The 13,650-nt window shown below is 71.7% G+C and carries 13 protein-coding genes; 6 read left to right on the top strand and 7 right to left on the bottom strand.

The genetic code is table 11. The features are described from left to right. Window positions 1-211: 211 nt before the first annotated feature. Window positions 212-1,696, top strand: a complete 1,485-nt coding sequence (locus tag Q2K21_RS10770; protein ID WP_310769345.1) for a hypothetical protein — start codon at window positions 212-214, stop codon at window positions 1,694-1,696. On the opposite strand, the gene cyc2 is transcribed toward Q2K21_RS10770, so the two are convergent. After that, the gene (gene cyc2, locus Q2K21_RS10765; RefSeq protein ID WP_310769343.1) at window positions 1,665-3,836 is read right to left on the bottom strand and encodes a germacradienol/geosmin synthase Cyc2; all 2,172 of its coding nucleotides are present in this window, start codon (window positions 3,834-3,836) and stop codon (window positions 1,665-1,667) included. The two genes, Q2K21_RS10770 and cyc2, sit on opposite strands and share 32 nt — an antisense overlap. Before the next feature lie 185 nt (window positions 3,837-4,021). On the opposite strand from cyc2, the gene Q2K21_RS10760 reads away from it, so the two are divergent. After that, complete coding sequence (locus Q2K21_RS10760; protein WP_310769341.1) at window positions 4,022-4,840, top strand: alpha/beta fold hydrolase; 819 nt, start codon at window positions 4,022-4,024, stop codon at window positions 4,838-4,840. Next, on the top strand, window positions 4,837-6,102 hold the full coding sequence (locus tag Q2K21_RS10755) for a cytochrome P450 (protein WP_310769339.1): 1,266 nt from the start codon (window positions 4,837-4,839) through the stop codon (window positions 6,100-6,102). The genes Q2K21_RS10760 and Q2K21_RS10755 overlap by 4 nt, the downstream gene beginning before the upstream one ends. Here Q2K21_RS10755 and Q2K21_RS10750 read toward each other — a convergent pair. Together Q2K21_RS10750 and Q2K21_RS10745 are read right to left on the bottom strand one after the other, a co-directional pair. After that, window positions 6,095-7,246 (bottom strand): damage-control phosphatase ARMT1 family protein, encoded by a 1,152-nt coding sequence (locus Q2K21_RS10750; protein WP_310769337.1) that lies wholly within the window; start codon window positions 7,244-7,246, stop codon window positions 6,095-6,097. The genes Q2K21_RS10755 and Q2K21_RS10750 overlap by 8 nt on opposite strands. Window positions 7,247-7,319: 73 nt before the next feature. Further along, window positions 7,320-7,868: a hypothetical protein gene (locus Q2K21_RS10745; RefSeq protein WP_310769334.1), complete on the bottom strand. Its 549-nt coding sequence runs from the start codon at window positions 7,866-7,868 to the stop codon at window positions 7,320-7,322. A gap of 208 nt (window positions 7,869-8,076) precedes the next feature. Between Q2K21_RS10745 and Q2K21_RS10740 the strand changes: the two genes are divergently transcribed. Next, window positions 8,077-9,018 (top strand): lytic polysaccharide monooxygenase auxiliary activity family 9 protein, encoded by a 942-nt coding sequence (locus Q2K21_RS10740; RefSeq protein ID WP_310769332.1) that lies wholly within the window; start codon window positions 8,077-8,079, stop codon window positions 9,016-9,018. Window positions 9,019-9,080: 62 nt separating this feature from the next. Here Q2K21_RS10740 and Q2K21_RS10735 read toward each other — a convergent pair whose 3' ends face one another. Next, on the bottom strand, window positions 9,081-9,737 hold the full coding sequence (locus tag Q2K21_RS10735) for a Tat pathway signal sequence domain protein (protein WP_310769330.1): 657 nt from the start codon (window positions 9,735-9,737) through the stop codon (window positions 9,081-9,083). 632 nt (window positions 9,738-10,369) lie between these two features. Between Q2K21_RS10735 and Q2K21_RS10730 the strand changes: the two genes are divergently transcribed. Together Q2K21_RS10730 and Q2K21_RS10725 are read left to right on the top strand one after the other, a co-directional pair. Continuing rightward, a complete protein-coding gene (locus Q2K21_RS10730) occupies window positions 10,370-11,053 on the top strand; it encodes a DUF6230 family protein (protein WP_310769328.1) in 684 nt (227 codons plus the stop codon). Further along, window positions 11,050-11,469 carry a DUF6114 domain-containing protein gene (locus Q2K21_RS10725; protein ID WP_310769326.1) on the top strand — a complete coding sequence of 140 codons (420 nt, stop codon included), beginning with the start codon at window positions 11,050-11,052 and terminating at the stop codon, window positions 11,467-11,469. The genes Q2K21_RS10730 and Q2K21_RS10725 overlap by 4 nt, the downstream gene beginning before the upstream one ends. Window positions 11,470-11,598: 129 nt before the next feature. On the opposite strand, the gene Q2K21_RS10720 is transcribed toward Q2K21_RS10725, so the two are convergent. The 3 genes from Q2K21_RS10720 to Q2K21_RS10710 all read right to left on the bottom strand — a co-directional run bounded on the left by Q2K21_RS10720 (window position 11,599) and on the right by Q2K21_RS10710 (window position 13,478). Continuing rightward, window positions 11,599-12,396: a VOC family protein gene (locus Q2K21_RS10720; protein WP_310769324.1), complete on the bottom strand. Its 798-nt coding sequence runs from the start codon at window positions 12,394-12,396 to the stop codon at window positions 11,599-11,601. A 160-nt stretch (window positions 12,397-12,556) separates the two neighbouring features. Beyond that, complete coding sequence (locus tag Q2K21_RS10715) at window positions 12,557-12,913, bottom strand: hypothetical protein (protein WP_310769322.1); 357 nt, start codon at window positions 12,911-12,913, stop codon at window positions 12,557-12,559. A 127-nt stretch (window positions 12,914-13,040) separates the two neighbouring features. Beyond that, a complete protein-coding gene (locus Q2K21_RS10710) occupies window positions 13,041-13,478 on the bottom strand; it encodes a hypothetical protein (protein ID WP_310769321.1) in 438 nt (145 codons plus the stop codon). Window positions 13,479-13,650 lie beyond the last annotated feature (172 nt).

Genomic DNA, 13,650 nt, shown 5'->3' with positions numbered 1-13,650 from the left:
ACGGGTACGCGACGGTGGGTCACCGTGGGCCGGCTCCGACAACGAGACACCGACATGTGCCCGGCCGGAAGCCAGAGCTGCCGGTCGCGGCGCGGAGCCGTTCGAGCTGTACATGGCCGGCCGGGAGCGGGCGCGGCTCGCCTGACACGCCGCCGCAGCCCGGCGGGGACCGGGAACCCCGGTGTCAGTGGCGGCTGTTACGTTCAGTGACATGAGCGACCGTGCCCTCCGGCTGCTGCGCCGGGACTCCCGCCTGGCCGAACTGGCCGCGTTCCCCTTCAACTTCGACCTGGACCGTGCGGACCATGGCGAGGAGGTCCGTCTGGCCTCGGGCGGCCCTCTGGAGCCGATAGCGGGCGACGACACCGGGGGGACGTACTTCGTGTGCGCGGACGGTTCCGTGCTCTACGCCGACTCGGAGGGCGCGGCCGGGATCATCGGCGACAGCGTGGACGCGGCCCTGGAGGTACTGATCGGGCTGCCCGGCTGGCACGACCTTCTGGGCCTGTCCCCGGCCGACGGTGAGGAGCGGATCCTCGCGGCCGTCGCCGAGACGGAGGAGGAGATGCGCGAATACTTCGGCATCGACGCCGAGCGCGCCGAACTGCGCGCCGCCCTCGGCCTGTCCGGGCGTACCCCGGTGGAGCTCGTCGGCATGTTGCACACCGCGCTGCTGCGCACGGAGCCCGACTTCCTCCTGCTGAACGCGGAGGAGGGCGGCGCCTACCGCCTGCTCGACCCGCACCCGCGACCGCCGCTGTGGGAGACGGTCCTGGAGCCGGGGCGCGCCGATCTGGCGCTCCTGCGGGACGGCACGGCGTGGGCCGAGGTGGCCGCCGACCCGGCGCGCCGGGCCCTCGCGCTGCGCGCCGCGCAGTTCGACCGCCGGGACACCGACCTGCCGCTGCTGCGGCATCTGCTCCGGCACGAGGCGGCGATGACGGACGAACTGCGGCTCGCAGCCGTCCTGGTGGGCCTGTACGGCCTGGCCGAGGACCTGCCGCTGCTGTACGAGGTGCGCGAGAGGACCTACGACACCTGGTGCGGCCTCGGCAGCATGCCCGAACCGGGCGCGGACGGGGCGGAGTTGCGCAAGTGGGCGCGCGGCCTCGACGAGTCGCTCTTCGGTGCCGACCCCACGGACGAGCCCCCGGTCACCTGGCGGGGTCTCGCCCGTGAGCAGGGCCTGGACGAACTCGCCCGGGTCGCGCAGATCCGCGAACTGGACGAGATCGACCTCCGCCTGTACCGCAAGGCACCCGAGCCGTTCGACGTCCACGAACTCCACTCGTTGGTGTACGAGTTCGAGGCGCTGGGCGACACGTTCCAGGCGCTGCGCGCCCAGCGTCTGTACGTGTCCCGGCTGAGCACCGCGAGCGAGCGGGCGAGCGCGTTGCTCGCACTGTCCCGACTGGAGCGGCAAGCGGGTCAACTCCCCGCGGCGATACGGACCCTCGCACGGCTGCGTGACACCCTGCTGCGGTCCGGCGACAGGACCGTGGAGCACTGGCGCGGCACGCAACTCGGCGGTTTCGTCGTCGAGGAGCACCAGGAGGTCGCCCGTGCCGCCTCGGCCGACCCGGCACTCGCCGAGGGGGTGCGGGAGGTGTCCGAGGCCGCCGCGGAGATCCTCGCGGAACTCTCCGAGGCGGCCCGTCGTGGGATCAGCGAGCCACCGGTTCCGCCCGCCAGGTGAGGGCCGGCGCCAGGTCGGGCACGAAGCCGTGGGCGCGGCGGGCCAGGTCGGCCGCGCCGTAACGGCGACAGCCACGGTGCCAGTTCAGGATGCCGGACATGTAGTTCTGCAGTTCCACGACATAGCCGCCCATGACCTCGCGCGCCTTCTCGGAGAGCTGGAAGTCGTCGTACAGGACGGGCAGTTCGTGGGCGGCCACATGCTGGAACTGCTGCATGCGCTGGGTCATCAGATCGCCCACGACGCGTACGGCCGTCGGGTAGTCGCAGCCGAAGAAGTTCCGCACGACGAGAAGGGCGTTGTGGATCTCGCCCTCGTACTGGATCTCCTTCTGGTACGAGAAGACGTCGTTGATCAGCATCGCGTAGTCGATGGCCGCGTTCTCCAGGGCGCGGACCGTGCCGCTGCGGTACACCTCGGGCGGGACCTCGGGGCCGTGGCCCCTGCGGCACAGGTTCTTGGTGAGGTCGGCGCCGAAGGTGGCCCGGCGCATCTCCAGGTAGTCGACGGGGTCCGGGATGCGGTTCTGGAGCTGGTTGGACAGCTCCCACAGCCAGCTCTCGGTCATTGTGTCCACGGCGGCGCGCAGCGTGCGCCGCTGGTCCGGGTTCATCCCCGCCATGGTGCGCGTCCACAGGTCGATCAGGCCGCGTTCCATGCCGTTCGCGGGGACGGGCGGCTCCTCGCCGTCGAGCGGCATGCACGACGACAGCCGTTCGGTGCACAGCGTGGCCGTCGCGAGGTCGCGCCGGTTGCCGAAGACGAGCGGGTAGTAGTCGTCGCCGTAGGTCCCCCAGGCGAGCCACTGGGAGCTGAGGTCCAGTGCCTCGGGTGTGGCGTCCGGGTCCAGGCCCGCCGCACACAGCGGGAGGTCGTACGCCACCAGCTTGTCCTCGTCCCAGATGCCCTCCTGGAGCATGCCCATCCGGTGCATCCAGGGTGTGAGACGGCGCCGGGCGCCGTCCAGGTGCGGGCTGAGCTCCAGCTCGTAGGGCATGTGGAAGTCGGGGAGCAGGGAGGGGCCCACCTGCTGGAAGGGAACGTGGGTGTACGCGCGCAGCCGGGCGGCACCGGCGTCGGCGAGCAGCCCGCGCACGTCGGCGGCGGAGATGCCGATGCCGGAGAGGCCGAGGGGCCGCTGCGTGGCGCGGGCGTTCTTGTTCATGTAGCGGCTGGACTTCATGTGCCATTCGTGTCCGCCGGACTGCCAGTCCTGAAGTCCCTGTGCGTACGCGGCGACTGCGGCGACCTCGTCCGGGCTGAGGCCCTTGGCCAGGGCCAGCGCGGGCACTTCGGTGAGGGCGGTGTGCTCGAACTGGTGCAACCGTGAGGTGAGGATGTCGTTGACCGTGTCGGCCGCCTCCTGTGTGCCGCAGCCGAAGAAGGTCTCCAGTACGAGGACGCCGTTGCTGAGTTCGCCCTCCTCCTCCACTTCGCGCTGGTACGAGAAGAGGTCGTTGCGCAGATGGACCGCGTCGGAGAACGTCTCCATGAGCACGCGCAGCGGCCGCGACCCCGCGACGGAGGCGGGCACTTCGGCGGTCGCGAACTCGACGAGCCCGGCGGACCAGGGGGCGCCGCCCACCTTGCGGCGCATCTCGATGTACTCGACGGGGTTGGCGATCCGTCCTTCGTTGATGTTGGACAGCTCCCACAGCGACTCGCCCAGCAGGTGCTCGGTCGCGACCGCGAACCGGCGCCGCCAGTCCAGGGACATCGACGGCACTGTACGCGCCCACAGGTCGGCGAGTCCGGCCTCGACGGGGTTCTCCGGCTCCGGTACGGGCGTGGCGAGGTCCAGCGGCATGAACAGGGGCAGCCGGTCCAGGTAGGCCTTGCCGCCCGCGCGGTCCTGGGTGCGTTTGAAGGTCTCCAGGAAGTGGTCGTCGAAGAAGAACACCCACACGTACCAGTCGGTGACCAGGGAGAGGGCCGGGCCGTCGCAGTCGGGGTGCGTGTACGCGCACAGCAGCCCGTAGTCGTGCGCGTCGAGGTCGGACTGTTCCCAGATGCCGGAACCCTCCAGCATGCCCATGGAGCGCGCCCATTCGGTGGAGTGGGCGCGTGCCTCGTCGACATGCGGGTTCAGCCGTGCGGGATACGGCATGTAGAAGTGGGGGAGTTCGAACGGCTGCGTCATGGCCGGGCCCTACCCCTGGCCCGGCGGCGACATCCGCGGGGCGGGGCCCGACCACCCCTTCGCGTGAATCGGGGGCACGGAGCCCACGAGCGCTCACCCATGGTTCGCCGGTCCTTGGACACCCGCAGGGAGGAATCCCCGATCGGCTACTTGCCGACCCCTCTCCCCGGGGCCACCGTGGTCGCATGACCTCCTTCGTGCTGCCTCATGAAGTGCACGGCGACGGCGCCCACAAGGTGTTCGCCGTGCACGGCTGGTTCGCCGACCGGGCCGCGTACGCGGCGGTGCTGCCGGATCTCGATCGCCGTGACTTCACCTACGCGCTCGTGGATCTGCGCGGATACGGCGCGGCGAAGGACGCCACCGGCGCGTTCGGCACCGCCGAGGCCGCCGCCGATCTCGTCGAGCTGGCCGACCGGCTGGGCTGGGACCGGTTCTCGGTGATCGGGCACTCGATGGGCGGTGCGGTGGCACAGCGGCTGCTGGCGCTCGCCCCGGAACGACTGCGCCGGATCGTCGGGGTCTCACCCGTTCCGGCCTCGGGGCTGCCGCTTCCCACCGAGCAGTGGGAGCTGTTCGCGGACGCCGCGCACAAGCCGGGTAACCGGCGCGCCATCATCGACATCACCACCGGCGGCCGGGCGCCGGCCGCCTGGCTCGACCGGATGGTGGCGCGTTCACTGGCGCACAGCGACGCGAAGGCGTTCCGGGCGTGGCTGGACTCGTGGGCGGGGGAGGACTTCCACGCGCAGGTCGAGGGCACGACGGTGCCCGCGCTGGCCGTCGCGGGCGCGCTCGATCCCGCGCTGACGGCCGGGCTGCTGCGCGAGACCTGGCTGCGCTGGTATCCGCAGGCCTCACTCCTCGAACTGCCGTCGGCCGGACACTACGCGATGGACGAGGCGCCGCTCGACCTGATCCGGGCCGTGGAGGACTTCCTGCGCGCGGACGACACCGACGGGAGCACGGACGCGGGCACCCCGGCCGGGCAGTCCGTCGCATGAGCGTCCGCGAGACCGCTCCGCCCGTCCCCGACGTCTTCGACCCCCGCCAGTACGCCGACGGGGTCCCCCACGCCGCGTACCGCGTCCTGCGCGATCACCACCCGGTCGCCTGGCAGGACGAGCCGGAGGTGCTCGGCTGGCCGGCGGGGCCGGGCTTCTGGGCGGTGACCCGGCACGCGGACGTCGTACGCGTGCTCAAGGACTCGGCGACGTACTCCTCGCACCTCGGCGCCACCCAGATACGCGACCCCGACCCGGACGACCTGCCGTTCATCCGGCGCATGATGCTCAATCAGGACCCGCCGGACCACGGCCGCCTGAGGCGGCTCGTGAGCCGGGCCTTCACGCCGCGCCGCGTCGACCGCTTCGCGGCCCTCGCCCGCGTACGCGCCCGCACCCTGTTCGGGGGTGCCCTGGACCGGGCGCGCACGGGGGACGGCAACTGTGACGTCGTCGCCGCGGTCACCGACGACTACGCCCTGCTCAACCTCGCCGACCTGCTCGGTGTGCCCGAGTCCGACCGTGGCCTGCTGCTGCACTGGACGCAGCGCGTGATCGGCTACCAGGACCCGGACGAGGCGGGCGAGCCGCTGCTGGACGCCGAGGGCCGGCCCGTCGATCCACGCTCCCCGGCGGCCTTGCGGGACATGTTCGCCTACGCGCGGAAGCTGGCCGCGTACAAGCGGGCGCACCCCGCCGACGACATCATGACCACGCTCGCTGCCGACCCCGAACTCACCGGCCCCAAGCTGGAGATGTTCTTCTTCCTGCTGACGATCGCGGGCAACGACACGGTACGCGGCGCGGCACCCGGCGGCCTGCTCGCGCTCGCCGAGCACCCGACGGCGTACGACCGACTACGCGACCGACCCGAGCACATCCCCCTCGCTGTCGACGAGTTGCTGCGCTGGCACCCGCCCGTGCTCAGCTTCCGGCGGACCGCCGTCAGGGACACCGAGCTGGCCGGTCGGCGCATCCACGCCGGCGACAAGGTGGTCGTGTTCCATGCGTCCGCGAACCGGGACGAGCGGGCCTTCGCCGTGCCGGACCGGCTCGACCTGTCCCGGACGCCGAACCCGCACGTCTCCTTCGGCGACGGCCCGCACGTCTGTCTCGGCGCGCACTTCGCCCGGCTGCAACTCCGCGTGCTCTACGAGGAGGTACTGCGGGTCCTGCCGGCACCGCGTCTCGCCGCGCCGCCCACGAGGCTCGTCTCGAACTTCATCAACGGCATCAAGTCACTCACCCTGGAGGTCATTTGACGCCGACCTGGATCAGCGCGTGCGTGCCGCTCGTACGCCACCGCTGTCCCTCGGCGGCGACCAGGGCCGCCTCCGTGGCCGCGTCGATCCCCACGATCACATCGGACTTCAGGGTGCGCAGCACAGCGACCGGCCCCGGGAACCAGTCCGTGGTGTCCGCGAACCGCGTCGTGGGCGAATACAGCCGGTCGCCCACGAGGCGGCGGTAGTTGAGATCGCCCTTGAAGATCGTCAGATCGGCGGCGGCGAACTCCGCACGCAGATCGTCCGGCATGTCCGCGTACGGCAGCGGGGCGCAGGAGAAGGGATGCGCCCGGACCTCCAGGCGACCGTCGGCCAGCGCCGCCCACAGCCGCTCCCCGGCGTCGGCGGCCGCGCCCTGCGCACCGGCCAGTCGGCGTACGGCGTCCAGGACGTCGGCCGTCATGGCGTCGGAGATGTAGTAGGGATACACCTTCACGTGCAGCACGGCCCGCCGCGCCCGCCCGTGGTGGAGCAGATGGTCGAGGAGGAGCAGGTCCGGGATCAGCTCGCGGCCCGCGTTGTCGGCGACCAGGCAGATGGTGTCCACGGGCAGCAGCGACCAGAGCGACGCGCTGTCGTCGACGACGAGGCGGGAGACCGGCGTCGTGGCTCCGGGCGTGGAGAGGCGGAAGCCGAGGTCCGCGCGGTTTCCCCAGAGCGAACCGTGGAGCAGCGCCCGCGCCTGCTCTTCGGCCGGCTGCTCCGTCAGCCGGTCGAGGGCCGCCAGTTCCCCGTCCGTCTCCGGGGAGTCCAGCTCGGCGAGCTTGAAGGGGCGGAACGGGTCGATGCCCTGCCAGGCGCCGGGGCCGAAGTAGCCGACGGCTTCGAGCAGGTGGCGGTAGAAGTAACTCTCGGACCAGAGGAAGGGTGCCTCGAACCAGGACCGGCCGAGGTACTCCCGGGCGCCCCATGCCGCCCACCGCTCGTCGTCCTCGGTGCCGAGCGGTTCCATGACGCCCTCGGTGGCGCTGGTGAGCAGTGCGTCGAGCGCACGCCGCTGGTCGGGGCCGTACGGAAAGGCGTCCAGAACGGTGCGGATGAGCGCGGGATGCCGTGCGGCGAGCACACCGTGCGGGAAGGATCCCGGCTCGTCGGCGCGGATCACGGGGGCGTCGGACATGGTCTCGGATTCCTCCTTCTTTGGCTCGTTCGCCTCCGGGCCGCCTCGGCCGGTGCCGAGAGCCCGACCGTGCTCAGCGCTTCGCATGGGGCGACAGCTCCACGTCCGTGAACCGCTCCTCCAGCCGCTTCCCGTAGCCGGCTTCGGTCCACACGAACTTCTTGAACTGCTCCGGCGTCAGCAGACCCTGCCACGGAGTGCCGCCGGGACAGAAGACCGACGCGCACCCGGGGCAGTAGTACGCCGATCGCCACAGGGCGTCGGCGCGGGGTTCGCCCGCCGTCACGAAGGCCCGCTCGCGCCCCTCGCCGCGGACGACGACGATCGTGCCGACGAACAGGAGCACGGCGAGCAGCGACCCGCCGACGGTGTAGAGCGCCTTGTCGTAGCGGATCCCCTCGTAGGCGAGGGCGACGCCGACGCCGACCATCAGCATGCCCTCCACGAAGTGCAGGCCTCGGTCGAGTCTCGTCGGCGCGTCCGGCGACCGCGCCAGCCGGTCGGCCAGTCCGTCGCGCATGGACGCGTGGTCGGCGCAGATCTCCGGGACCGGCCGCGCCCCAGCCGCGCCGCAGCCCGGACATATCACGTCAACTGCCTCTGGGACGCTCTCGGGTGCCATGCGCCTACGCTAACGGCCGGCCGACGTCCGCTCTCGTCGGCCGGCCGCTTCGCTGGGGGGTGGCGGTCGGAAGGTCCGGTGCCGGCCGGGCCCACGTGGGCCCGTTCGGCTCTCCGGAACAGCCGCCGCGCTTGTGAACACGCGCCGCCGTTTTCCCGTATTCCTCCCGTACGCAACCGCCCGACCGATGCGCCCTGGAGACCACCGGATGACCGCACACCGCACCGTCGCCGTGGCCGCAGCAGCCGTGGCGGCCACGCTGCTGCCGGCGACCCCGGCCCTCGCCCATGGAGCGCCCACGGATCCGGTCAGCCGGGTGGTCGCGTGCTCGCCCGAGGGCGGCGGCCGCGCGAGGACCGCCGCCTGCCGGGCGGCGATCGCGGCGAACGGCGCGCCGTTCACGGCCTGGGACAACCTGCGAGTGGCGGGCGTGGGCGGCAGGGACCGGCAAATGATTCCCGACGGCCGGCTGTGCAGCGGGGGGTTGCCCGCCTACAAGGGCCTCGACCTGGCGCGCTCCGACTGGCCGTCGACCCGGCTGACGCCCGGGGCCTCGCTGACGATGGCGTACAGCTCGACGATCCCGCACACGGGCACGTTCAAGTTGTTCCTGACGAAGCAGGGGTACGACCCCACGAGGCCACTGACCTGGTCCGACCTCCCGACGCAGCCGTTCGCCCAGGTCACGGACCCGCCGCTGACGGACGGCGCGTACCGGATCAGGGCGAAGCTCCCGGCGAACCGGTCGGGACGCCACGTCCTGTTCACGATCTGGCAGAACTCCAGCACGACGGACACCTATTACTCGTGCTCGGACGTGGTGTTCCCGGCGTCCGGCACATCCAACGCTTCGGGTACCACCGAGAACAAGGCCACTTCGAAACCGGATACGGCCAAGGCGACACCCACGGCCGCGCGCACACCGTCACCCTCACCCTCGGCAACGGCGTCGCCGAGCGAAGCCGCCGCGAGCAGTGGTGCCCCGACGCCGAGCGGACCGGCGGTCACGAGCGTGCCGGGCGTCCCGGCGGCGGCCACCGAGCGCCGCTCCACCGGCGGGCCGTCGATGCCGCTGCTGGCGGGCGGTGCCATGGCCCTGGCACTGCTCGCCGGGGCCGCCGCCGTGGCACTGCGCCGACGGCGCGGGTGAGGAGACTGGACGGCCGCCCCCGGTCCCGCCCGGACACGGGAGCGGCCGCCGCTCAGGGGCCGTCAGTTGACGGTGACGACCGGGTTCCCGTCCTTGCTGGTGTCGGTGACCGGGGCGTACTTCGCCGTGAAGTAGCCGTTGCTGAAGCACAGCGACGAGCCCGAGTACTTCGTGAACTGCTGGTTGGTGAAGGCGATGCTGTTGTCGGTGTTGCTCGCCGTGCCGGACAGGCTCGCGGCCCGGTAGACGCAGGTGAGCGTGCCGAGCAGGGTACGCAGTTTCACCGTGGTCTGGATGGTGGAGCCGGCGGCCGGGGTGACGGTGACCGTGCCGTCGGAGGTGACCGTGGTGGTGTAGGGCAGGTTGTCGACCACGATGCTGGTGACACCCAGGACGCCGACGACGTTGCTGGTGCAGCTGCTGCTGTTGAAGGTGTGGCCGGTGAGCGATTCGGTGGCGGTGCCGGGTGCGGCCGGGTTGTCGGTGACGGTGGCGGTGAACGTGGACGAGGTGCAGGAGATCCCGCTGGTGCCGGTGCTGCTGGAGTAGAGCGTGGCCGCGGTGCCACTGGCCAGCGACGCGTTGAGGACGTCGCCGACGGCGACGGCGTCGCCGTTGGCCGTCAGCACTGCGCCGTCCGCGGAGGCGGGGGAGGCCGCGACCAGGGCGAGGGCCGCGGCCGCGCCGGCGGCGGCAAGGAAGGATCGGGTCGTACGCATGGGGTGCCTCTTCTCCGAAGTGGGGGGCTGTGCGGGTGGTGTACGCCGTTGCCGGCCCGTGACGCCTTCTCCGTACGTGACGGGCCGGCAACGACAGCCGGGCCACCGGGGACGGTCCGCGGACAGGGGGGAAAGGCGACCGTGTGCCGGTGCCGCGGAGGGGTGCTGGATCGCGGGTGAAGGTGAAGGATCCGTGCATCGCACCGCGCGTGCAGAGGTGCCACGAACGCCCCAGGAGGACGGGGCCGGGAGAGTGACCTGCGCCGTGCGACGGATCCGGCGCCACGGATCCGTGGGAAACAGGGGATGTTGTAAACCTGATTAACCGTCAACGTCAATACGAAGTAACCAAGTTGGGGCGACGACGCATCGGCGACGCAGGTGAGCCAGGCCCTCCCGGCGAGCCGCCGGTATCCCTCGCGTACCGTCGTCACACAATCAACACCCTTTTGACACAAGTGCCTTGACCCTGGGTGTAACCACCGGTAACTTTCTCGCCGGTAACTACCGCGACACGAGCAAGCCCTTGCACTCGCCGGGAGGTGCGAGGAGGCGTGCGCGGCAGCCGCTGTCCGCGCCAGGACAACGTGCCAGTGAAGCCCTACTTGCATTGACTATGCCCAGGAGCAGACATGGCCTCGTCCTCGGACGCCACGGCGTCCCCCGGATCCACCCCCGAGCCCCCCGAAAGCGGTTCCGCCGCCGAGGGGTCGCCCGAAAGACGCGGGCGGGTCCGCCTGCGCCGCGCCGCCGTGATGGCGGTGCCCGCCACCGCGATCGCCGCCGGTCTCGCGATCATGACCGCCCAGGGAGCGCTGGGCGTGCAGTTCGCGATCTCCGGAATGCCCTTCACGGTCACCGCCACGGAGCTGGACGGCACCGGCTTCGAGCAGTTCGGCGCCCTCGACAACATGGCCGACGACAGCCCGAACGCCGGCGACACCGGCGGCCAGGTGCTGGTCGTCACCTCGGCGATAAAGAACGCGACGCTCACCAAGCTGTGCCAGGCCGTCGACCTCGGCGGGACGAACCTGGTCATCACCGCCGGCGGCGGCAAGGACAAGGTGACGGCGACCGACCTGACCACCGACTCGACCGAGCTGTCCGGCGACGCCGCGTTCGGCAAGATCGAGATCGGCAACGACGCGAGCACGCTGAACAAGGCGAGAGTGCAGGGCCCCAAGGGCGTCTTCAGCCAGCAGGCCGACACCGTGCACATCGACAACCTGAATCAGACCAACTACGCCACCACGGCGGCCGTGTTCAAGCTGCCCGGACTCAAGCTCCGCTTCAGCGACAAGGGCTGCCCCCAGTGACGAGTCGGCCAAGGGCCGCCTTCCGGAAGTGGCGGGCGAAGCGCCCCTTCTGGGGCGGCCTGCTGCTGACGCTGGGCGGGGCGGAGATCCTCCTCACGGAGAAGGCATCGCTGAAGGTGATCGTGCACATCGGCATGCAGGGGCTGGCGGGGTATCTGCTGCCGACGGTGATGCTGCTGTGCGGTCTGCTGATCCTCTTCAACCCGACCCAGCGGCTCTTCTACTCGATCACCGGCATCCTGGTCTCCCTGGGGACCTGGGTCACGTCCAACCTGGGCGGGTTCATGATCGGGCTGTTGCTGGGCGCGACGGGCAGTTGTCTGGCCTTCGGCTGGCTGCCGGACCAGGAGCCGCGCCGGAAGGTCCTGCGCCGCCGTCGTACGCAGTCCCCCACCGTCGACTCGGCCACGCCCTGACCTCTCCTGGCCTCGGCGGGCGGAGCCCGGTCGCCCCGGTACCGCACCATGACGGGGCCCCTCACCGGACTCCGCTCGCCGAAGCCGTAGGACCGGCGCCGGATACCGGGCCCGGTCACCACCGCCGTCTCAGTGCTCGCGCCTGGCGGTCACGGTGAAGCGCGCCCCGTCCGGGTCGGCCAGGACAGCCTCCTCGGCACCCTCCTCCCCCTGCAGGACGGCACCGCCGTGGTCGCGGGCGGCGCGGACGCAGGCGTCCACGTCGGCGACCGCGAAGTGGATCTGCCAGTGCGGGCGGATCGTGGGGTCGGGAGCCGCCTCCACCGCCCCCGAGTGGATCCGTGCCACCGCCGCGCCACCACTGCGCAGAACCACCTCGTCGCCGTTGTACTGCACCTCGCAGCAGCCCTCGCCGGGAGAAGCCCAGCCGAGGACCTCCCCGTAGAAGATGGCGGCGTCGAAGGCGTCGCGTGTGTGCAGCCGGATGAAGGTGGGGCCGGCCTCACGCCACTCCTCCCAGCCGGTCACGAGCCGGCCCTCCCAGATGCCGAAGACGGCTCCGTCGCGGTCCGCGAGCACGGCCGCCCGGCCGGACGAGAAGGCGATCGGCCCGACGGCCGTCGTCCCGCCGCGCTCCCGGCACCGGGCCGCAGCCTCGTCGGCGCTGGCGACCGCGAAGTAGGGGGTCCAGGCGACGGCCATCTGCCACATGGAGGCCACACCGGCGATCCCCGCGACGGGCACCCCGTCCGCCAGCGCCACCCGGAACCGGTCGCCGAGACTGTTCGTCCGCCATTTCCAGCCGAACACGGCCCGGTAGAACTCCTCCGCGGCCTCGACGTCGCGCGTGGTCAGACTGACCCAGCACGGTGCGCCGAACACGGACTCACTGGAGACTGCCCCGCTGCGTGTCTCGTTCTTGACCATGACCACACCGCCCGGTTCCCGGAGGAGGATGCCGGCGCCTCCTCCGTCGTTCGCTCAGGGCCCCCGGGTACCCCGATCGCACCCCTGCAAGGATGCGTCACCGGGCGCCGGGCGTCATCCGGAGAGGCCCCCGCCGAGGTACCCGAGGCCCGGAACCGCCTCAGGCACCCACGACGCCCAGCGACCAGTGCGGGGTGATCCCGGCCAGGCGGCAGGCCAGGAAGTACAGCGGGATCGGGGGTGTGTACGGGGAGTCACCTCCCGGGCGGTGGATCAGCAGCGGAGACCCGGGGCGCGGACCGCTCCAGGAGGGGTCCGAGAGTTGTGTGTCCGTCTCCGGGCCCCCGTGCGGCCCCACGTACCCGTGGACCGCGTAGCTCGTCGACGGCGGCCAGGTGATGCCTATGTGGGAGCCCGCGGGGACGATCCACCACCAGCGCAGGTCGTCGGCGAAGACGCAGCCGACCCGGGGCAGGCAGTTCATGATCCGCTCGCCGTGTTCCCTCGGGGTGCCCACGGCGTCGTATCCGAGGGTGGCGGTCAGTTCCGCCGGGAGGGCGAGGCGGCCGGGAGGCTCGGACGGACGAGTCGGGGCCGGTCACCGCGCGGCGGCGGTGACCGGCCCAGGACCGGGCCGGACGCGCTCAGGCCTCGGCGACGGTGACGACGTCGTGGCACTGCGCGTACGGGCGGTCCGCCTCGACCCGCAGCGTCCATGTTCCCTCAGCCGCCGTCAGCTCCGCGGCCAGACCGCCTGTACCGTCCGGCAGCAGCGTCACGGGCTTGGCGTCGGTCTCCGGCAGCCCGGGAGCGGTCAGCCGGGCCCGCAGCGTCCGCCCGGTGACGGTCGGGCCGCTCGCCCGGACGGTGAACGGCTCACCGGCCAGCGCCATATCGGGCACCTCAAGGCCGAAATCGGCGTCGCCCGACAGCATCTGACGGGCCGACCTGCTGCGGCGGATCGCCATCAACTGCTGCCGCAGAGCCTCCGCGCCGGCCATCCCGGCGTGGCGCTCGCCGTTCCACAGCGCGTCGTCCTCGCGCTCCAGCACCCACGAGGCGAAGGCCGACCCACCAGGCACCGTGCCGTCTCCCCCAGTCCCGGTCGTTGTCGAGTCCCGTCGGGAAGGTGAGGCTCCCGTCGACACCCACCACGACGCCGACCACGGTGGGGTGCGCCCGGCCGGCAAAGCAGTGCACCCGGTACGGCGGTGCGGCAAGCCCGACCTGGTTGCGGTCCCAGGCGTCGTTGAT

Source organism: Streptomyces sp. CGMCC 4.7035, assembly GCF_031583065.1.
Taxonomy (GTDB): Bacteria; Actinomycetota; Actinomycetes; order Streptomycetales; family Streptomycetaceae; genus Streptomyces; species Streptomyces yaanensis.
Note: the sequence above shows the minus strand (reverse complement) of the source record. Positions and strands in the feature narration are given on the sequence as shown.